We start from the raw sequence: 20474 nt of genomic DNA, 5'->3' as shown, positions 1-20474 counted from the left end.
GTTCATGCCTCTTGTTGTTGTGGCAGGGGGCGTACGCATACGCCGCTCTGCAAGCGCGCCAGCGCCTCGGGGTCAGGGATGCCGAAACCGATCTGAGTCGCCGCCATCGCGGCAATGGCGGTGGCGGTGCGCAGGGTCGAGTCCGGTTCGGCTGAGCTGAGCAGGCCATGGACCATGCCCGCGAGCAGCGAATCGCCGGCGCCCACGGTGCTGGCCACATCCACGGTCGGCGGCAGGCCTTGCAGGGCAATACCTTCGGCGAACCAGTTGACCCCTTGCGCGCCCTGGGAAATCACGACGTTGGCGATGCCCTGGGCACGCAAGCGTGCGGCCACCTGGGCTTGTTGTTCGAGGGTTTCGACCGCGCCGCCGGTGACTTCGGCCAGCTCGTCGGTGTTGGGCTTGACCAGCCACGGCTGAGTCGCCAGCCCGGCACGCAAGGCCGCGCCGCTGGTGTCGAGCGCGACCTTCAGGCCCAACGCATGCAGGCGCTCGAGCAGTTGCTGGAACCACGCTGTGCTGACGCCACGTGGCAAGCTGCCGCTGCCACCACTGCATCATGCCCGGGGGCGATACGCTCCAGCCGCGCCAACAAGCGCGCCTGGTCGTCTTCGCTCACCTGTGGCCCCTGGCCGTTGATGTCGGTCACGCGGCCGCCGCTTTCGGCCAGCTTGAAATTGCGCCGGGTTTCGCCGGGCACGCGGATGAAGGCATCGTCGAACCCGCGCGCGGCGAACAGCGCATCGAAACGGTCGGCGTTGGCTTCACCCAGAAAGCCGCTCACGGTCAGTTGATGGCCGAGGTCGGCCAGCACCTGGGCCACGTTCAGGCCCTTGCCGGCAGCGTGCACTTGCAGGCCGTCGCTGCGGTTGACTTCGCCCAGGCGCAGCGCGGTCAGCGAGACGGTCAGGTCCAGCGCAGGGTTGAGCGTAAGGGTTCAGGATGCGAGCCATTACTGGGCCTCCGTCAGAGCGCGAACCTGCGCGGCGGTGGCCGCGCGCAATGCCTGTCGAGCCAGGGCCTGGGCGTCGCTGAAGGCCAGCGCGCGCACCTCGGCCTTGACCTCGGCGATACCGCTGGCCGAGACGCTCAGCTCATCCACGCCCAGCCCTACCAGCACCGGCACCGCCTGCGGGTCGGCGGCCAGCTCACCGCACACGCCCACCCAGTTTGCCATGGGCATGGGCGGCGCGCACGGTGATGTCGATCAATTGCAGCACCGCTGGATGCAGGCCATCGGCCTGGGCCGAGAGCGTCGGGTGGCCACGGTCGATGGCCAACGTGTATTGAGTGAGGTCGTTGGTGCCGATGCTGAAGAAGTCCACTTCCTCGGCCAGCACCGGCGCCGGCGATGCGGCCGATGGCACTTCGATCATGATGCCCACTTGCAGGTCGGCGACCGGGATCTCCTGACGCAAGCGGTCGACCATCGCCCGCGCTGCACGCCATTCTTCGGCCTGCCCCACCATCGGGAACATGATGCGCAGCGCGCGGCCGTCGGCCGAACGCAGCAAGGCGCGCAGTTGCGCCTCCATCAATTCGGGCCGCTGCAGGGTCAGGCGGATGCCACGCACGCCAAGGAAGGGATTTTCTTCGGTGGGGATCGGCCAGTACGGCAGTGGCTTGTCGCCGCCGACGTCGAGCGTGCGCACCACCAGCGGGCGGCCGGCCAGGTCGTCGAGCACGCGGCGGTATTCGGCTTCCTGGGTGGCTTCGTCCGGGGCCTGGCTGTGGGCCATGAACAGCAGCTCGGTGCGCAGCAGGCCAATGCCTTCGGCGCCTTGAGCCACCGCTTTGGCGACGCCTGCGCTTTCACCGACGTTGGCAAACACTTCCACGGCGTGGCCATCGCGGGTCACGGCAGGCTCGGTGGCGGCGCTCGGCGGCTGCGGCCAGGCGTGCGCCACGGGCGTCGCGCTCGGCCAGCGCCTTGGCCAGCTCGTCTTCGGCCGGCGAGACCAGAACGCGGCCCTTCTGGCCGTCGAGCAGCAATGGAGTCCCCGAGCTCAGCAGCAGCACCGCTTCGCCGGCACCGACTACCGCCGGAATGCCCAAAGCGCGCGCGACGATAGCGCTGTGCGCAGTCGCCCCACCGCGGGCAGTGAGAATGCCGGCCACGCGCTGGGTGTCGAGGCGGGCAACGTCTGAAGGGCCGACCTCGTCCATCACCAGGATGTAAGGCTCGGACGGTTCCTCGAACAGCGTCACACCGCACAACTGCGCCAGCACCCGGCGGCCGATGTCGCGCAGGTCGGCAGCGCGCTCGGCGAGCAGCGCATCGTGCAGAGCCTCCTGCTGGCGCGCGGCGCTGTCGATGACCGCAACCCAGGCAGCGGCTGCGCTTTCGCCCTGTTGCAGGCGTTTGAGCACGTCTTCGGTGAGCGACGGGTCGTCGAGCATTTCCAGGTGCGTGTTGAAGATTTCACGTACAGAAGCCTGGTTGCTGCGGGCAACCAGGGCGGTGATGTCATCCCGTACGGCAGCAAGCGCAGCTTCCAGGGTGCCCCGCTCGGCATCAGCGCCCTGCCCTTGCGCCGGATAATCGAAATCACGCACTGCATGCACGTGGGCCGGCCCCACGGCGATCCCCGGCGCTGCCGCAACGGCTTGCAGGCGCGTACCGGCAGCCGGTGCGCTGAGCCTGGCGACCGGCTCGACCGCTTCACTGGCCACTTCGGCGGCCATCGGTGGCAGTGCTTCGACCTCCTCACCCAAACCGGCCTCGATGGCCGCCACCAGCGCAGGCAAGGCGTCGGCGGCGATGGCAGGCTCGGCGGCCAGCTCCAGCACCTGGCCACGGCGGGCGCCCAGGCTGAGCAGTTTGCTCAGGCTCTTGGCCGACACGGCCGGCTCGCTGCTGCCGATCACCCGCAGGCGAATCTCGCCTTCGAACGCCTTGGCCACCTGCACCAGCTCCTTGGCGGGGCGGGCGTGCAGGCCATGGGCATTGGCCAACGGCACCTGAGCACTGGGCCAGTCGGCGGGCACCTCTTCACCCAAGGCCTGGAGCACGGCGCGGGTGTCCTGCGCGCGAAACAGCTCCTCGCCGCGGCCTTCGATCAACAGCGTGCACAAGCGTTCGAGCAGGGCCTGGTGGGCCTCGCCGAGGCTGGCCAGGCAAAACAGGCCGTTGAGTGGCTGGCCGAGGAACTTGAGCGGCCGCGCTGGGGTAACGAAGGCAAGGCCGGGGCGGCGTACGGTCTGTTCACTGTGCAGCCACCACAAGCCATCGCCCAAGGGCAGTGGCGAAACCTGCTGCAAATCGCGGCGAAGCCCGGCTCGACGCAGTCGGCCTGGCGCAACAGGCGCGCGCCCCGCCAGACGAGTTCTTCGAAATCCTCGGCCGGCACGTTCAAGGCGATCATCTGCGCATCCAGCGCCAGGGCCTGCGGCGCGCCTTGCAGCAAACGCAACAACGCTTCGGGGCTGGCTGCGGTGCGCAGGGCCTGGCCCAGGTCGGTTTCGCCGAGGGCGCGGGTGAGCAATTGCAGCAGGCGCAAGTGTTCGTCGGAGCGCGCGGCGATGCCGATGGCGAGGTAGACGATCTGGCCGTCGCCCCAGTCCACGCCCTCGGGAAATTGCAGCAGGCGCACGCCGGTGGTGTGCACCAGGTCGCGGGTCTGCGGGGTGCCGTGGGGAATGGCGATCCCCTGGCCCAGATAGGTGGAGCCTTGCTCCTCGCGGGCTTGCAGGCCGGCCAGGTAGCCCTCGGCAACCAGACCGTCTGCCACCAATTGCTCGGCCAGTGATACCAGCGCGTCTGCCTTGTTGGCAGCGCGCTGGTCCATTGAAATCTGCTCCGCAGTCAACTCGAGCATTGCATGGCTCCTCTTTGGCGCCCCCTGTTGGGCGCGCAGGTATTGTTGTAAGCGTATCCGCTGCCCGCTGGGCTGGCTGCTACTCTGTCAGACAGCGCTTCCCAGCGAAATGCTTGAAGCTGAAACGTTTAACCCAAGAAAACGCGCACGTTACCCGATTCTGCGCGGCGGATGAAGCCCGCCCGGCCGGCCGTGCCATTCGCCTACCGGGGCGGCTTGCCGTTAACATGTCGCGCACGCTCCGTCGCGACCAAAGGAACCAGCGCGTGAAACTCAGCGATATCGCCCGCCTGGCCGGGGTGTCTGTCACCACCGCCAGCTATGTGATCAACGGCAAGGCCCAGCAGCAGCGCATCAGCCAGAGCACCGTGGAACGGGTGCAGGCAGTGGTGCAGGAACACGGCTTTACCCCCAACCCACAAGCGGCAGGGTTGCGCAGCCGGCGCACGCGCACCCTGGGTTTCATCCTGCCGGACCTGGAAAACCCCAGCTACGCGCGCATCGCCAAGTTTCTCGAACAAGGCGCCCGCGCCCGTGGCTACCAGTTGCTCATTGCCAGCTCCGACGATGAGCCGGAAAGCGAGCACCAGTTGCAAAAGCTGTTTCGCGCCCGCCATTGCGACGCCTTGTTCGTCGCCAGTTGCCTGCCGCCGAGCGACGGCTGCTACCGCGAAATCCAGAGCCGCGGCACGCCGGTGATCGCCATCGACCGGCAACTGGACCCTTCGCTGTTCTGTTCGGTAGTCAGTGACGACCGCCACGCCGCCGAGCAGCTGACCGCCAGCCTGCTCACCCCTGCCCCGCGCAACATCGCGCTGATCGGCGCACGGCCGGAGCTTTCGATCAGCCAGGCCCGCGCGGCAGGTTTCGAGGATGCGCTCGAAGGGTTCGAGGGGCCGGTGCGTGTTTACCACGCCGAACATTTCAGCCGTGAGGGCGGCCAGCGTTTGGCCGAGCAGTTGCTCGATGAGATGGGCAGCCTGCCGGACGCGCTGGTGACGGCTTCCTACGTGCTGCTGCAAGGGGTGTTCGACGTGTTGCAGGCCCGCGCGCTGGATTTCAGCCAACTGCGGCTGGCCACGTTCGGCGACACGCAGTTGCTCGACTTCCTGCCGCTGCCGATCAATGCCATGGGCCAGCAGCACAAGCTGATCGCCGACACGGCGCTGGACCTGGCCCTCGGCGCGCTGGAGCAAAAGCGCTACGAGCCTGGCGTGTCGGCCATCCCCCGCTGCTTCAAGCAGCGTATCAAGCAGGCCTGACGGCGTGCGCCTGGTCGATACGCACACGCACCTGGACTTCCCCAGTTTCGACCACGACCGTGCCAGCCTGCTCGATCAGGCCCAGGCGCGTGGGTAGAACGGGCGGTGGTGCTGGGTGTGTATCAGGCGAACTGGCAGCGCGTATGGGATTTGGCGCTGGGCGATGAACGCCTGTTCGCGGCGCTGGGGCTACACCCGGTTTACCTCGCCGATCATCGCTCTGAACACCTCGCCGAGCTGCGCCGTTGGCTGGAGCGCCTGGCCGGGCACCGCAAGCTGTGTGCGCTGGGCGAGTTCGGCTTGGACTATTACGTCAAAACACTGGACCGTGACGCCCAGCAGGGGCTGTTCGAAGCACAACTGGCACTGGCTGCACAATTCGAATTGCCGGTGCTGCTGCACGTGCGCCACGCCCATGCCGCCACCATCGCGACACTCAAGCGCTACAAGCTTGCGCGGCGTGGCATCATCCACGCCTTCGCCGGGAGTTACGAAGAGGCCCGCGAGTACATCAAGCTCGGCTTCTGCCTGGGCCTTGGGGGCGCCCCCACCTGGCCGCAGGCGCTGCGCCTGCACAAGGTGCTGCCGCGCTTGCCTCTGGAGCATGTGGTGCTGGAAACCGACTCACCCGATATGGCGCCGGCGATGTACCCGGGCGTACGTAACAGCCCGCTGCACTTGCCGGAGATCTGCGAAGCGCTGGCGGGGTTGATGGGGGTGGAGCCGGGAGAACTGGCTCGGGTGAGTACCCAGAATGCAGAGGCGTTGTTTGGGTGGTGAACGCCTTGGCCGGCGCATGTCGCCCGTTGCACGGCGCCCGGCAAGCCGGCCTCCCACCAAAAAAACCGGTGGCACCTCGCAGATCAATCAGTGGGAGGGCGGCTTGCCGCGCGACACGCCGTCCTCCCACTAAAAGCAACGCTACCGCGAGGCTTGGTCAGCTGACCACCTGGCTTTGGCCTGGGCATCACTCTCGCGCCCTCTACCCACCGCTCCCCTTCCGGCGTGCGCTCCTTCTTCCAGAACGGCGCCTGGGTCTTTAGATAGTCCATCACGAACTCACACGCCTGGAAGGCTGCCTGGCGGTGGGCGCTGCTGATGCCGACGAACACGATGGGCTCGCCCGGGTCGAGGCTACCCACACGGTGCAGGATTTCGACGGCCAATAGCGACCAGCGCTCGCGGGCCTGGGCTTCGATCTTGCCCAGGGCTTTTTCGGTCATGCCGGGGTAATGCTCCAGGTGCAGGCCATGCACCGGGTGGCCATCGTTGAAGTCGCGCACATAGCCGGTGAAGCACACCACTGCGCCCACGCCCAGGTTGGCGGCATGCAGCGCTTCGGTTTCGGCGCCCGGGCTGAAGGGAGCCTGCTGTACCCTGATGGCCATTTCAGCCTCCGGTCACAGTGGGGAAAAAGGCGATTTCGTCGCCGTCGCTGACCGGCTCGTCGAGGCTGCACAACTCTTCGTTGCGCGCGCACATCAGGTTGCGCTCGGCCAGCACGTCGCGGTGGCCCAGGTCGAGCAGCGCCTGGCGTACTTCACCCACAGTGGCGAAGTTGCCTTCCAGAGCTTCGCGATCAAACCCCATCGCTTCACGAAACCGTGCGAAGTACAGAACAGTGATGTTCATGGTGCATCCGCCACGTAGCCACCGCTATTGCCGCCGTGCTTTTCCAGCAGGCGAACCGACTCGATGACCATGCCGCGATCCACCGCCTTGCACATGTCGTAGATCGTCAGTGCGGCAACGCTGGCGGCAGTGAGCGCTTCCATCTCCACACCGGTCTGGCCGGCGAGTTTGCAGCGCGCTTCGATCAGCACCGCGTCTTCACCGTCCGGGCGCAACTCGACCTTGACGCTGGTGAGCATCAACGGATGGCATAAAGGAATCAGATCGGAGGTTTTCTTTGCGGCCTGAATGCCGGCGATGCGTGCAACGGCAAAAACGTCCCCCTTGGGGTGGCCGCCTTCGACGATCATCCGCAAGGTGCCAGGCAACATGCGCACTCGTGCTTGCGCCAGCGCTTCGCGCGCCGTCACCGCTTTGTCGGTGACATCGACCATATTCGCCCGGCCTTGGGCATCCAGATGCGTCAACATGAAAAAACCCGCCGTTTGCAAAAGCTGCATCTTAGCAAACGGCGGAACCTGGGAGCTGCAAGCTGCAAGCTGCAAGCTGCAAGCTAGAAGCTAGAAGCTAGAAGCTAGAAGCTAGAAGCTCAAAGGTGCGACTCTGCGTACTCGGCCAGCACCGACCGCGGCACGCCCTGCAGGGTGATGTGCACGCCGTTGGGGAAGTCCTTGAAGCGCTCGGTCATGTAGGTGAGGCCAGAGCTGGTGGCTGACAGGTACGGGGTGTCGATCTGCGCCAGGTTACCCAGGCACACTACTTTCGAGCCGTTGCCGGCGCGGGTGATGATGGTCTTGATCTGGTGAGGGGTCAGGTTCTGGCATTCGTCGATCAGGATCAGGCTCTGCTGGAAGCTGCGCCCGCGGATGTAGTTCAGGGATTTGAACTGCAGCGGCACCTTGCTCAGGATGTAGTCCACGCTGCCATGGGTGCTTTCGTCATCCATGTGCAGGGCTTCGAGGTTGTCGGTGATCGCGCCCAGCCAAGGCTCCATTTTTCGGCCTCGGTGCCTGGCAGGAAGCCGATCTCCTGGTCGAGCCCTTGCACGCTGCGGGTGGCGATGATGCGCCGGTAGCGCTTGGTGACCATGGTCTGCTCGATAGCAGCAGCCAGCGCCAGGATGGTCTTGCCCGAGCCGGCGGCGCCGGTGAGGTTGACCAGGTGGATGTCCGGGTCGAGCAGCGCGAACAGTGCCAGCGCCTGGTACACGTCCCGCGGCTTGAGGCCCCAGGCTTCCTGGTGCAGCAGCGGCTCCTGGTGCATGTCCAGGATCAGCAACTCATCGGCGCGCACGCCCTTGATCCAGCCGACGAACCCTTGCTCGTCGACGATGAACTCGTTGATGTGTGCGTGTGGCAATTGCTCGGTCAGTTGCACGCGGTGCCAGGTGCGGCCGTGGTCCTGGCGCGTGTCGACCTTGCACACGCGGTCCCAGAACGAGCCACTGACGCTGTGGTAGCCATTGGAGAGTAACGATACGTCGTCGACCAACTGGTCGGTGCTGTAGTCCTCGGCCTCCAGCCCACAGGCACGCGCCTTCAGGCGCATGTTGATGTCCTTGGTCACCAGGATAACGCTGGTGCCGGGGGTTCCCTGCTTGAGCGCGAGCAGCTGGTTGATGATCACGTTGTCGGCAAGGTGTGACGGCAGCGGGTCTTCGGCGCGGCCGTGCTTGTTCATCAGGATCGACAACTTGCCTTTCGGGTCGCCCTTGCCACGCTGGATCGGCACGCCGCGCTCGACCTGAGCAGGGGTGGCGTCACCCAGGGTCTTGTCGATCAGGCGAATCGCCTGGCGGCATTCGGCGGCGACGGTGTGCTTGCCGTCCTTGAGCTTGTCCAGCTCCTCCAGCACGGTCATCGGGATCGCTACGTGGTGTTCTTCGAAATTGAGCAGGGCGTTGGGGTCGTGAATCAATACGTTGGTATCGAGCACATAAAGGATAGGCTGGTCGGAAGAGGGGGTACGTCCTTGGTCATCCATACTCGGTCACCTGTGTCAGAGCCGTTCGACGCAATACCTAGGCGGTGCTGCGCCAGAATGACCGCCGCGCTCCGCAAGGGCGTGGGCGTTGCCCGACAGGTGACAGGCCAGAGAAGACGCCACCTGTGTGGGCAGGGTTCGGCGGTCACCTCTTTACTACCGCAAAAATCATGACGTTACAAAGCGTTTTGCGTACCAGCGGTGGTTTATTTTCCAGGCGGCAGACAGGCATTGGCGGCAGGGCTGGCAACGCAGTAAAGTCCGAGGTCCGATCAGCGCAGAAAGTCGTGGCAGTCTTCCCAGGCGATGCCGCTTTGCGCAGTGCGCTGCAGCAATGCCGGCAATACCTGGCGGTTTTTTTGCTGGCCGTCGTGCAGCGAGATGATGCCCTTGCGCCACAGCAGCATCAGTGTCAGCACCCGGTCGGTCACTTGCTCGGCGCTCAACTGGGCGGTGTCCTGCCCATCGATGTTCCACAGCACCACCGCCAACCCTTGCTCCTTGAAGAATTCGCCGCTGTCGGCGCGGCGCTGCCCATAGGGCGGCCGAAATTGCGCGACGTAGCTGTCAGGCAGTTGCGCCTGCACCTCGGACGCGCTGCGCCGCACCGAGTCCTGCCAGTCACGCCACTGGGCGTGGGAACGGTACTGCCAACCCTGAGTGCCTACACACTGGTCTTTATAGAGCGCGTCGGTTTCATCCTGCGGGTCGTTGTCGCGGCGCAGCTGCACGCCGTTGCCCAGTACGAAGAAGGTCGCGCTCATCTTCTGCTTGCGCAAGTAATCGGCCACCCAGTCGGTAGTGCCGCCCGCGAGCGTCGGGCCGCCCTCGAAACTGAGCATGAACACCCGATCACCCAGCTCGGTGCCGGTACGTTCCTGATCGGAGAAGGTCGCAATCTCGCTACTGACCTGCGGAAACAGCGCAGCCAGGCGCAATTGCTCGTCCAGATAGGCGCGGTTGAACCCACGGCCGGGTTCACGCCACTTTATATAAAAGGAGTCGTCTTCCACCGCGAAGGCCGCAGCCTGTGCCTTGAGGCTGGTGACATCTTCGATGGCCAGGCAGAAGCTGGCGTCCTGCTCGCAGCTTTGCTGGGCGGCGTCGAAGTTTTCCCACAACCGTTGCCACAGCTGCTGGCGCCAGGCATCGATGGATTCGCGGTTCACCTGGCGCAGCCCCAGGCGCTCGGCCAGGGCGTCGTCGCTCATTGGGTCGACCTGGGCCAGTTCATGGGCAAAACCCAGGATTTCGGCACGTGAGGCCACGTCGAACAATACTGGCGTATCGAGCTTCTCCGGCCACACGCTTCGATCGAGCACCGCCACTGGGCCCGGCGCGGCGAAGGCCGGCCAGGCGAGGCAGGCGGTCAGCATCATGATGGCGGTACGCAAAGGCAGGCTCCGGTGGCGTTCGAACCGCCGGACTGTAGCATTTATCCCCATAACCCCCATAGGTGGCCTCCGCCGCCTTCCCCGCCTAGAATCGCGGCATTGTTATCTGGAGTGCCTCCCATGCTGCTGGTGATTTCCCCCGCCAAGACCCTCGACTATGAAACACCCTCGGCCATCGCCGACTACACCCAGCCCCAGTTCCTGGACCACTCCCAGGCGTTGATCGACAAGTTGCAGCAACTCTCCCCGGCGGAGATCGCGAAGCTGATGAGCCTTTCCGACAAGCTCGCCGGCCTGAACTCCGCACGGTTTGGCAGCTGGAACCGCCATTTCACCCCCGACAACGCCAAGCAGGCGATCCTCGCGTTCAAAGGCGATGTGTACACAGGCCTGGATGCCGAGAGCCTGAGCCCGGGTGATTTCACCTTTGCACAAAGCCACCTGCGCATGCTCTCTGGCCTTTATGGGCTGCTGCGCCCGCTGGACCTGATGCAGCCCTATCGCCTGGAAATGGGCACACGCCTTGCCAATCCGCGCGGCAAGGACCTCTACGCCTTCTGGGGTGAGCGCATCGCGCAGTGGCTGAATGAAGCGCTGGCCGAACAAGGCGACGACGTGCTGGTGAACCTGGCCTCCAACGAGTACTTCTCGGCGGTCAAACGCAGCGCTCTCAAGGCGCGGGTGATCGAAACCGAATTCCGCGACCTGAAGAACGGCCAGTACAAGATCATCAGCTTCTATGCCAAGCGTGCGCGCGGCCTGATGAGCCGCTTCATCATTCAGGAGCGATTGAGCACCCCGGCTGAGCTCAAATCATTCAGCCTGGATAACTACCGCTTCAGTGAGGACCACTCGACTGACGGCAAGCTGGTATTCCTGCGCGACACACCCGCCTGACGCACTGCCCTGGTGCGTCAAACTTGTACCAATGTTGTGCATTTTGTCGTGCAAATACACGCATTGACGGCTTTTTGCCGTCAAAACATGGGCGTATTTTCCCAAATACATCAAAGGCTTGCGTACCAGGGAAAAAATTTTGCAGCTCATTACAAAAAATTTCTTGCTAATGGCAAAGGGATTCCAACCCCGGTAAAACCCTTTGCTGGCAAGGCTTTCAGCCAATTTTCAGGCGAAAAGCCATCACTCAAAATGTGAAGATTTCTTGAGAAATGTCACATCCCCCCGGCGGGCGGCTGGAACTTCCCCCCCAACTGCCGCTCATACGCCCCGTAACGATTCTCTCGTAGCGTGTAAGAGATGACGTACAAAGTGCATGAAGGGATGGCCAATCGACGGATTGTCCGACACAACTGGATGGGAACTAACAGCCCCATGACCGACGTTCTCAGGAGAGAAATCGCACAGTTACCCTCAACACAGGGTCAAGTCTGAACTTACGATACAAGTTCATGCAGTTCGGCTTATATGCTTGATTCGCAAGGAAAAAATCCAACAAGCGAATGCAAGTAACGACGTGAAGGTGAGCCGTTTTGCAATAAAGACTGGCTACATTCCAGGGCAAGGCCGAAGTTTCATGGCCGAACGTTGCCCACGTTGGATGCCCGTTCTTGGGCATTCGGAATCAAACAGGCCTGCAGAGGTAATACCACGGTGAAATGGCGATTTTTGCGCCAGGCACTCGTGCGGCCGAATGCTGCCGGTTAATCAACCCCAGGCTGGCTCTATTAGTTGAGCTGGCATGACACATGAGGTGAATGCGATGCGTATCAGCATCTTTGGTTTGGGCTATGTAGGCGCGGTATGTGCGGGCTGCTTGTCGGCTCGTGGTCACGAGGTCGTTGGTGTAGACGTTTCCAAAGCCAAGATCGACCTGATCAACCAAGGGAAGTCGCCCATCGTTGAGCCGGGCCTGGAAGAGCTGCTGGCACAGGGCATTCAGAATGGTCGCCTGCGTGGCACCAATGATTTCGCCCAAGCGATTCGCGACACCGAAGTTTCGCTGATTGCAGTGGGTACCCCGAGCAAGAAGAACGGCGACCTGGGCCTTGAGTTCATGGAGTCGGTATGCCGCGAAATCGGCCTGGTGCTGCGCGACAAGCAAGAGCGCCACACCGTCGTGGTTCGCTCCACCGTTCTGCCGGGCACCGTCAAGAACGTGGTGATCCCGATCCTGGAACAGCATTCGGGCAAGAAAGCCGGCGTCGACTTCGGCGTAGCGGTCAACCCTGAGTTCCTGCGCGAAAGCACCGCGATCAAAGACTACGATCATCCTCCGATGACCGTAATCGGCGAACTGGACACGATCTCCGGCGACCTGCTGGAAAAACTGTACAGCGAGCTGGACGCCCCGGTGATCCGCAAGTCGATCGAAGTGGCCGAAATGATCAAGTACACCTGCAACGTGTGGCACGCCACCAAGGTGACCTTCGCCAACGAAATCGGCAACATCGCCAAGGCCTGCGGCGTCGATGGCCGTGAAGTGATGAACGTGGTCTGCCAGGACACTCACCTGAACCTGTCGGCCTACTACATGCGCCCAGGCTTCGCGTTCGGCGGCTCCTGCCTGCCAAAAGACGTACGCGCCCTGAACTACCGCGCCACCTCGCTGGACGTCGAAGCGCCGCTGATCGGCTCGCTGATGCGCAGCAACGAATCGCAGGTTCAGAACGCCTTCGACATCGTCGCCAGTCACGACAAGCGCAAAGTCGCCCTGCTGGGCCTGAGCTTCAAGGCCGGCACCGACGACCTGCGCGAAAGCCCGCTGGTAGAGCTGGCCGAAAAGCTGATCGGTAAAGGCTTCGAGCTGTCGATCTTCGACCGCAACGTCGAGTACGCCCGCGTACACGGCGCGAACAAAGAGTACATCGAGTCGAAGATCCCTCACGTGTCTTCGCTGCTCAACTCCGACTTCGACGCAGTGGTCGACAACGCCGATGTGATCATCCTCGGCAACGGTGACGAGAGCTTCCGCAAGCTGGTGGACAACGTCCCGGCTGGCAAGAAGGTCATCGACCTGGTGGGCTTCATGAAAGACACCACCGACCTGCAGAAAGGTACCGAAGGTATCTGCTGGTAAGCAGCGAAACTGTGGCGCCCTCCGGGGCGCTGCGGATTTTTCGATGCCTGCCCATAGACATTTCGGGCCTCTGAATTCGAGCGCCCCGATCAAGAGACGGATGCAGATATGCTCAGGCTAAAGCACGGCCTGCTACAGGCCGCCGGTTGGCTTTTCTACTTGTGCGCGTTGATGGTGCTGGCATTGATGCTGCCCGAACGCCTCTTCGAATCCGATTCCAAGGATTTCATCTTCCTGGTCGGCGCCGTGGGTATCTGGCGCTATTCCATGGGCGCGATCCACTTCGTGCGCGGGATGATCTTCCTTTATATCGTCTACCCCTGGCTCAAGCGCAAGGCGCAGGCCCTGGGCGACGCGACCGACCCTACGCATGTGTACCTGATGGTCACAAGCTTTCGCATCGACGCAGGCACCACTGCTGCGGTGTACGGCTCGGTAATCCGCGAAGCGATCAACTGCGGCTACCCCACCACCGTGGTGTGCTCGCTGGTCGAGATGAGCGACGAACTGCTGGTCAAGGCACTGTGGGAACGGCTGAACCCGCCTGACCGCGTGTCGCTGGACTTCGTCCGCATCCCCGGCACCGGCAAACGCGACGGCCTGGCCTACGGCTTCCGCGCCATCTCCCGCCACCTGCCCGATGCCAACTCGGTGGTTGCGGTGATCGACGGCGATACGGTGCTGGCCGAGGGCGTGGTGCGCAAGAGCGTGCCGTGGTTCGCGATGTACCCCAACGTTGGCGGCCTGACCACCAACGAATTCTGCGAAGTGCGCGGCGGTTACATCATGAGCGAGTGGCACAAGCTGCGCTTCGCTCAGCGCCACATCAACATGTGTTCGATGGCGCTGTCCAAACGCGTGCTGACCATGACCGGGCGCATGTCGATGTTCCGCGCCACCGTGGTCACCGACCCAAGCTTCATCGCCGACGTCGAAGCCGATTCGCTGCAGCACTGGCGCCTTGGCCGCTTCAAGTTCCTGACCGGGGACGACAAGTCGAGCTGGTTCAGCCTGATGCGCCTGGGTTACGACACCTTCTACGTGCCGGACGCGAAGATCAACACCGTGGAACACCCCCCGGAAAAGAGCTTCGTCAAGGCCAGCCGCAAGCTGATGTATCGCTGGTACGGCAACAACCTGCGCCAGAACAGCCGGGCCCTGGGCCTGGGCATGCAGCGCCTTGGTGTGTTCACCAGCGTCGTGCTGTTCGATCAGCGCGTGTCGATGTGGACCAGCCTGTTGGGCCTGACCACTGCGATCATCGCCGGCATCAAGTACCACGCGGCCTACCTGATGGCGTACTTCCTGTGGATCGGCATCACCCGCCTGATCCTCACGCTGCTGCTGTCGCTTAGCGGCCACCGCATCGGCCCTGCGTACCCGATCATTCTTTATTACAACCAAATCGTCGGCGCACTGATGAAGATCTACGTCTTCTTCCGCCTCGATAAGCAGTCCTGGACCCGCCAGCCCACTGCGCTCAAACGCGATCTCGCCAGTTTTCAACAATGGTTCAACACCTGGTCGTCTCGGACGATGACGTTCTCGGCAGGCAGCATCTTCGTTGCTTTCCTGTTCGCGATCATCTGACCGGGCTTCAATGGATTAATCAGGAATTATCACCATGAGTACAGCAATCAACACCAACGTGGTCCATGAATCCGAAGCCCAGCGCCAGTTCGCCCGGGTTCGCATGCCTGCGAAGATTCGTTTCATCGGCCCGAACCGCGAGACCCTGGAAGCGCGCGTCGACGACCTGTCCGCAGGCGGTTTCTCCTTCGTCAGCCCCAAACCGCTGGTCGAAGGCCAACTGTATCGCGGCCGCCTGATGTTCGTGGTCGACAACCTCGGCCTGGGCATGGACGTGCAGTTCCAGGCTCGCTCCACCGACAACGACGGCCGTGTAGGCGCGCAGTTCCAGAACCTGGAGCCTGCCGACATCTCCACCCTGCGCCACCTGATCACCTCGCACATGAGCGGTGAGCTGGTGACCATGGGCGACCTGCTGGGCACCCTGCAGCGCGAAAACTTCACCAAGGCGCGCAAGGACAAGAAACTGGCCGACGGCCGTGGTTTCCTGGGCCGTGCCAGCGCTGTGGGCTTCAGCCTGGGCGTGTTCATCGTTGGCGTCGCGGCTTTCGGTTACGTGCTCAAGTCCATCTACGGCGCCTACTTCGTCACCCACGCCGAAGCAGCCGTGGTCAGCGTGCCGGGCACCAACATCACCATGCCGCGTGACGGCACCGTTTCCAGCCTGATCGGCCCGAACGGCGTGGCTGCCAAAGGCGCCCCGCTGGCGAGCTTCAGCACCAGCATGCTGGACGTGCTCAAGGGCCACCTGGAAGAAGCCGACCTGACCCCCGAGAAAGTCACCGAGCTGTTCGGCAAGCAGATGACCGGCACCCTGACCTCGCCGTGCGACTGCGTGGTCTCTCAGCAACTGGTTGCCAATGGCCAGTACGCGAGCAAAGGCGACGTGATCTTCACCCTGGCGCCGCGTGACGCGACCGCAGGTGTGGATGCCCGCTTTGCCTACAGCGACTTCCAGCACGTTCGCCCAGGCGCGCGCGTGACCTTCCACGTCTCCGGTGAAGACACCGACCGTGAAGGCACCATCGTTTCCAGCACCCCGCTCAAGCAGGACGAGCTGTCCTCGGACATCCGCGTGACCATCAAGCCTGACGAAGCGCTGCCAAGCTCGCTGGCCGGCCGCCCGGTTGAAGTGGCCAACGACCGTGGCCCAAGCCTGGACTGGCTGATCAACAAAGCCGTGGCGCGCGGTTTCTGAGCAGGGCCCTAAGGAGATGACCGTGGCAGATACTTTCAAGAACCTGCACAGGCCCGTGCTCTTGGGCCTGGCCGTGGCCATCGGCCTCGCCGGTTGCGCCGGGCTGCCTGACCAGCGCCTGGCCAACGAGGCGCTGAAAAACGGCGACCTCGCCCTGGCGCAGAAGAACTACCAGCAACTGGCCGACATGGGTTACGTCGACGCCCAGATCGGCCTGGCCGACACCTGGGTAGACAGTGGCGATCCTGCGCAACTGGCCAAGGCAGAGGCGACCTATCGGGCCGCCGCTGCCACCTCGCCACGGGCGCAATCGCGCCTGGGCAAGCTGCTGGCGGTCAAGCCCAACTCCACCGAGGCCGAACGCCATGAAGCCGAAGGGCTGCTGACCAAGGCGTTCGACAACGGCGAGCCAGGCGTGCTGATGCCGCTGGCGCTGCTGTACCTGCAATACCCGCAAAGCTTCCCGAATGTGAATGCGCAGCAGAAGATCAGCCAATGGCGCGCCCAGGGTTATCCCGAGGCGGGCCTGGCGCAGATCATTCTGTACCGCATGCAGAACACCTACGACCAGCATCTGGGCGAAGTCGAAAGCATCTGCAAGCAGGCGCTGGAAACCAGCGACATCTGTTACGTGGAGCTGGCGACCGTTTACCAGAAGCAGAACCGTACCCAGGACCGCGACAACCTGATCGAGGACCTGAAGAACAAGTTCCACTTCGGTTTCGTCACCGGCCAGCGCGTCGACGGCGTGGCACGGGTAATGGCCGATCCGAGCATCGGCACCCCGGACCCGAAAGTCGCCAAGGAGCTGCTCGAAGACGCAGCACCCAGCTGGCCGCAGGCGTACATCACGCTGGCAGACCTGCAGTACAACAACCCCGACCTTGGGGATGTCGATGCGATCAAGGCCAACATCGACAAGGGCCACGAGGCCGACCCGACCCGCGCGGAACTGCTGCTGGGGCGCATGAGTTATGAGGGCAAGCTGATCCTGCCCAATGCCCAGGACGCACTGGGGCACTTCCAGAAGGCTGTGCCCGAGCAAGTCAGCGGTTACTACTACATCGGCCAGATCTACCGCCGGGGTTACCTGGGCATGGTCGAGCCGCAGAAGGCTGTCGACAACCTGCTCACCGCAGCGCGCCGTGGCCAGAACAGCGCAGACTTCGCCTTGGCGCAGCTCTATGCCAACGGCCGCGGCACGATGCCGAACATGACCAACGCCTACGTGTTCATTCAGCTGGCCAAGGCCCGTGCCCAGGCGATGAACCAGCCGCGCCCGGAGATCGATGAGCTGTTCCAGACCATCGACCAGCAAGTGCTGCCAGAACAACGTGCGCAAGCCCAGCAGATCTTGCAACAAGAGATGGCCGCACGCGGCGCCATGGCCCAGGATAACGCCGCGGTGGCGATGCACGCCCTGCCAGAGAATGAAGTAGGTGAGGACGAATCTCTATGAAATTGAATCAATGGATGCTGGCCGGTATCGGCCTGGGGTTCGCCTCTTTGTGGTCGTGCCCCACTTTGGCGGCGCTGACCACCGAGCAGAATTTCGGCCTTGAGGTCAAGGCCACTGCTCAATCGGAAGGTGACCGCGACCTGGGCACGCGCTCCGATGGCGACGTCAACGGTATCGGCCTTGACCTGCGCCCGTGGGCGTACGGTGAGTGGGGCAACTGGAGTGGCTATTTCATGGGCCAGGCGGTCACCGCCACCGATACCATCCAGACCGACCCGTTGGTACAGCCGGGCCAGGAAGCCTCGGGCAACAGCCGGTACTACAGCAAGGACCGCGAAGCCAAGAACAGCTACCTGGCCCTGCGCGAACTGTGGGTCGGCTACAGCGGCCTGACGCCCTACCCGGGCGAGATGTTCAAGTTCGGCCGCCAGCGCCTGCGACAGAACGACGGCCTGTGGCACGACAACTACATCGAATCGCTGACCTGGAACTTCGACACCACCCTGCTCAAGGCAGACGTGGGCGTTGGCCAGCGTTTCAGCGACTACCGTACCGACTACTCGCGCCTCTCCCCCACCGACAAGGACCGCACCCACTTCTGGGGTGACGCGGCCTACCAGTGGACGCCGGGCCAGTGGATCGGCATCCGCGCGCACCACATCAACGATGACGGCAAGCTGCCGTCGGTGGGCGAAGAAGTCGACGATCTGGATAAACGCGAAAACGCGAAACTGACTTGGCTGGGTATCGAAGCTGACAGTGACGCTTACAACCACCGCAACCTGAACACGATCAACTACTGGGGCAGCCTGACCGGCATGACCGGTAACCGCAAGCGTGTGAGCACCAGCTCCACCAGCGACGAGATCGTGACCGCAGGCGAGCGCACCAGCCAGGACGTCAGCGGCTGGGCTACCGACATGGGCATTCGTTTCCGCCTCGATCCGCAATGGCAGGTCGGCGGCGCCTATTCGCGTGCCAGCAAGAACTACCAACAGAACGGCCTGCAGAGCAACCGCTCCAGCTGGACCGGTACCCGCTCGCGCATCAGCCGTTTCGGTGAGGCCTACCAGGCCGAGATGGCCAACGTGCAGACCGCTTCGCTGTTCGCCTCATGGGAACTGCAAGAGGACTATGACGCCAGCCTGATCTACCACAAGTTCTGGCGTGTCGATGGCAGCACCGGCATCGGCAGCAACAACGTCACCGCGATCGGCCCCGACGACAACAACGGCGACCGCCTCTCCACCCTGCCGCTCAGCCCCGGCAGCAAGGACCTGGGGCAGGAGCTGGACCTGGTCGTGACCAAGTACTTCAAACAAGGCCTGCTGCCGGCGGCCGTTGCCAAGTCCATCGATGAGCCTTCGGCACTGGTTCGCCTGCGTGCCGGCGTGTTCAAGCCGGGCGATGCGTACGGCAGTGGCGTCGACAGCTACATGCACCGCGCCATCGTCGATGTGATCTGGCGTTTCTGATGAATACCGCCAAGGGAGTGCATTGAGATGAATCATCCTAACCGCAGTGGCCGTATCTGCGCAGTGACAGCTCTGGCCGCCGCGATCATGCTCGCAGGCGCCGGCGCCTGGGCCAACCCCGCGCCGGCACCGGCGCCGGGCAAGCCGGACGCGGTCAAGGAACTGCAGCAAGCCAAGACCTACAACATCGTCGAGGCCGATGCAGGCCCGCTGGCCATGTCGCCGCCCAAGCTGCCCGACCTTTCCGGCTACACCGCCGAGGCCGCCAGGGCCAAGATCGACCACAGCAAGAAAGGCAAGGTGTCGATCCGCCGCATGATGCAGGAAGATCCGCTCAAGGCCTTCATTGGCGGTGACAACAAACTCGCCGCCTGGGTCGGCAAGCAACGTGGCATTCCGGTGGCGATCTTCGTCGACGGCGGCTACATGAACTTTGCCGACCTGGCCAAGAGCGTGCCGCAGCAGTACCTGCACGAAACCTCGCCGGGCATCTGGGTGGCCCGCGTTCCGATCGTGATCTCCCACGGCGCGACGCTGGAAATCGACAGCCGGGTCAAGGACCTGCGCCTGTCGCAGGAAGGTGGCTCGTTCCTGGTCAACGACGGCAAGTTCTTCACCTTCGACACCAAGGTCACCGGCTGGAGCGAGCAGGCCAAAGGCCCGAGCAAGTTCAAGACGCCGAACGAGTTCCGCCCGTTCCTGGTGTCGTGGGGCGGTACCGAGACGTACCTGGTCAACACCGTCGTGGCCAGCCTGGGCTACAACGAATCGAAGTCCTACGGGATCTCGATTTCGCAGTACACGCCCAGCATGAAGGCGCAGATGAACCGTGAAGAGCCCACCGGCTGGATCATCGGTTCGACCTTCAGCGACATGTGGTACGGCTACTACTGCTACGAGACCCGTGACTTCGTGGTCAAGAGCAACACCTACAAAGACAACATCATCTACGGCATCGACCCGCACGACCGTTCGCACGGGTTGATCATCGCCGACAACGACGTCTACGGAACCCACAAGAAGCACGGGATCATCGTGTCGCGCGAAGTCGACAACAGCTACATCATCAACAACCGCAGCTACAACAACCACCTTTCCGGCGTGGTGCTGGACCGTAACAGCGTGGGCAACGTGGTTGCCTACAACCACATCTACCAGAACCACACCGACGGCATCACCCTGTACGAAAGCGGCGACAACCTGCTGTGGGGCAACAAGGTGCTGGCCAACAAGCGCCACGGCATCCGCGTGCGCAACAGCACCAACATCCGCCTGTACGACAACATCGCCATGGGCAATGGCCTGACGGGCGTGTATGGCCACATCAAGGACCTGTCCGACACCGACCGCGACATCAAGCTCGACCCGTTCGATGCCGAAGTGTCGCTGATCGTGGTGGGCGGCCAGTTGTCGGCCAACGGCACAGGCCCCATGGCGATCGACTCGCCGCTGTCGGTGGAGCTGTACAAGGTGGCGATGCTGGCACCGTCGAAGTCCAGCGGCATCAGCTTCAACGGCGTGCTGGGCGACAACCAGGAAAAAATCATGGACCTGCTGGTGCGCCAGCAGAAAGCGGTGCTGATCGATCCGGTCGAAAAGCAATCGGACATGGCGAAGGACTGAGGA

11 protein-coding genes and 5 pseudogenes are annotated in these 20474 nt (G+C 63.3%); 9 read left to right on the top strand and 7 right to left on the bottom strand.

What is annotated here, in order from left to right; translation table 11 throughout:
* Nucleotides 1-2: 2 nt before the first annotated feature.
* Nucleotides 3-953: pseudogene (gene pfkB, locus LN139_RS01905) on the bottom strand (1-phosphofructokinase).
* Nucleotides 953-3818: pseudogene (ptsP, locus tag LN139_RS01900) on the bottom strand (phosphoenolpyruvate--protein phosphotransferase). Before ptsP ends, pfkB begins: the two co-directional pseudogenes overlap by 1 nt.
* A gap of 266 nt (nt 3819-4084) precedes the next feature.
* Between ptsP and cra the strand changes: the two are divergent.
* Both cra and LN139_RS01890 read left to right on the top strand, forming a co-directional pair.
* A complete protein-coding gene (gene cra, locus LN139_RS01895) occupies nt 4085-5080 on the top strand; it encodes a catabolite repressor/activator (RefSeq protein WP_236358285.1) in 996 nt (331 codons plus the stop codon).
* A gap of 4 nt (nt 5081-5084) precedes the next feature.
* Nucleotides 5085-5860 (top strand): annotated as a pseudogene (locus LN139_RS01890) (TatD family hydrolase).
* A gap of 141 nt (nt 5861-6001) precedes the next feature.
* On the opposite strand, the pseudogene moaE reads toward LN139_RS01890, so the two are convergent.
* The 5 genes and pseudogenes from moaE to LN139_RS01865 form a co-directional block, all read right to left on the bottom strand.
* A pseudogene (gene moaE, locus LN139_RS01885) lies at nt 6002-6468 on the bottom strand (molybdopterin synthase catalytic subunit MoaE).
* A 1-nt stretch (nt 6469) separates the two neighbouring features.
* A complete protein-coding gene (locus tag LN139_RS01880) occupies nt 6470-6712 on the bottom strand; it encodes a MoaD/ThiS family protein (protein ID WP_236358283.1) in 243 nt (80 codons plus the stop codon).
* On the bottom strand, nt 6709-7182 hold the full coding sequence (gene moaC, locus LN139_RS01875) for a cyclic pyranopterin monophosphate synthase MoaC (RefSeq protein ID WP_236358281.1): 474 nt from the start codon (nt 7180-7182) through the stop codon (nt 6709-6711). Before moaC ends, LN139_RS01880 begins: the two co-directional genes overlap by 4 nt.
* 119 nt (nt 7183-7301) lie before the next feature.
* Nucleotides 7302-8695 (bottom strand): annotated as a pseudogene (locus tag LN139_RS01870) (PhoH family protein).
* Between the two features lie 272 nt (nt 8696-8967).
* On the bottom strand, nt 8968-10089 hold the full coding sequence (locus LN139_RS01865; RefSeq protein WP_442964368.1) for a polysaccharide deacetylase family protein: 1122 nt from the start codon (nt 10087-10089) through the stop codon (nt 8968-8970).
* A 120-nt stretch (nt 10090-10209) separates the two neighbouring features.
* Between LN139_RS01865 and yaaA the strand changes: the two genes are divergently transcribed.
* The 7 genes from yaaA to algG all read left to right on the top strand — a co-directional run bounded on the left by yaaA (nt 10210) and on the right by algG (nt 20471).
* On the top strand, nt 10210-10986 hold the full coding sequence (yaaA, locus tag LN139_RS01860) for a peroxide stress protein YaaA (protein WP_236358279.1): 777 nt from the start codon (nt 10210-10212) through the stop codon (nt 10984-10986).
* 823 nt (nt 10987-11809) lie between these two features.
* Nucleotides 11810-13126: a nucleotide sugar dehydrogenase gene (locus LN139_RS01855; RefSeq protein ID WP_236358277.1), complete on the top strand. Its 1317-nt coding sequence runs from the start codon at nt 11810-11812 to the stop codon at nt 13124-13126.
* A 108-nt stretch (nt 13127-13234) separates the two neighbouring features.
* Nucleotides 13235-14716 carry a glycosyltransferase family 2 protein gene (locus LN139_RS01850; RefSeq protein WP_236358275.1) on the top strand — a complete coding sequence of 494 codons (1482 nt, stop codon included), beginning with the start codon at nt 13235-13237 and terminating at the stop codon, nt 14714-14716.
* 34 nt (nt 14717-14750) lie between these two features.
* Nucleotides 14751-15914, top strand: a complete 1164-nt coding sequence (locus LN139_RS01845) for an alginate biosynthesis protein Alg44 (RefSeq protein WP_236358273.1) — start codon at nt 14751-14753, stop codon at nt 15912-15914.
* Nucleotides 15915-15936: 22 nt separating this feature from the next.
* A complete protein-coding gene (locus LN139_RS01840) occupies nt 15937-17373 on the top strand; it encodes an alginate biosynthesis protein AlgK (protein WP_442964367.1) in 1437 nt (478 codons plus the stop codon).
* A complete protein-coding gene (locus tag LN139_RS01835) occupies nt 17370-18848 on the top strand; it encodes an alginate export family protein (RefSeq protein ID WP_236358269.1) in 1479 nt (492 codons plus the stop codon). Before LN139_RS01840 ends, LN139_RS01835 begins: the two co-directional genes overlap by 4 nt.
* Nucleotides 18849-18875: 27 nt before the next feature.
* Complete coding sequence (algG, locus tag LN139_RS01830; protein WP_236358267.1) at nt 18876-20471, top strand: mannuronan 5-epimerase AlgG; 1596 nt, start codon at nt 18876-18878, stop codon at nt 20469-20471.
* Nucleotides 20472-20474: the final 3 nt, after the last annotated feature.

The organism is Pseudomonas sp. KNUC1026 (assembly GCF_021650705.1).
In the GTDB taxonomy this organism is placed as follows: Bacteria; Pseudomonadota; Gammaproteobacteria; order Pseudomonadales; family Pseudomonadaceae; genus Aquipseudomonas.
The sequence above is the reverse complement of the archived record's forward strand: the minus strand, read 5'-3'. Positions and strand labels throughout refer to the sequence as shown.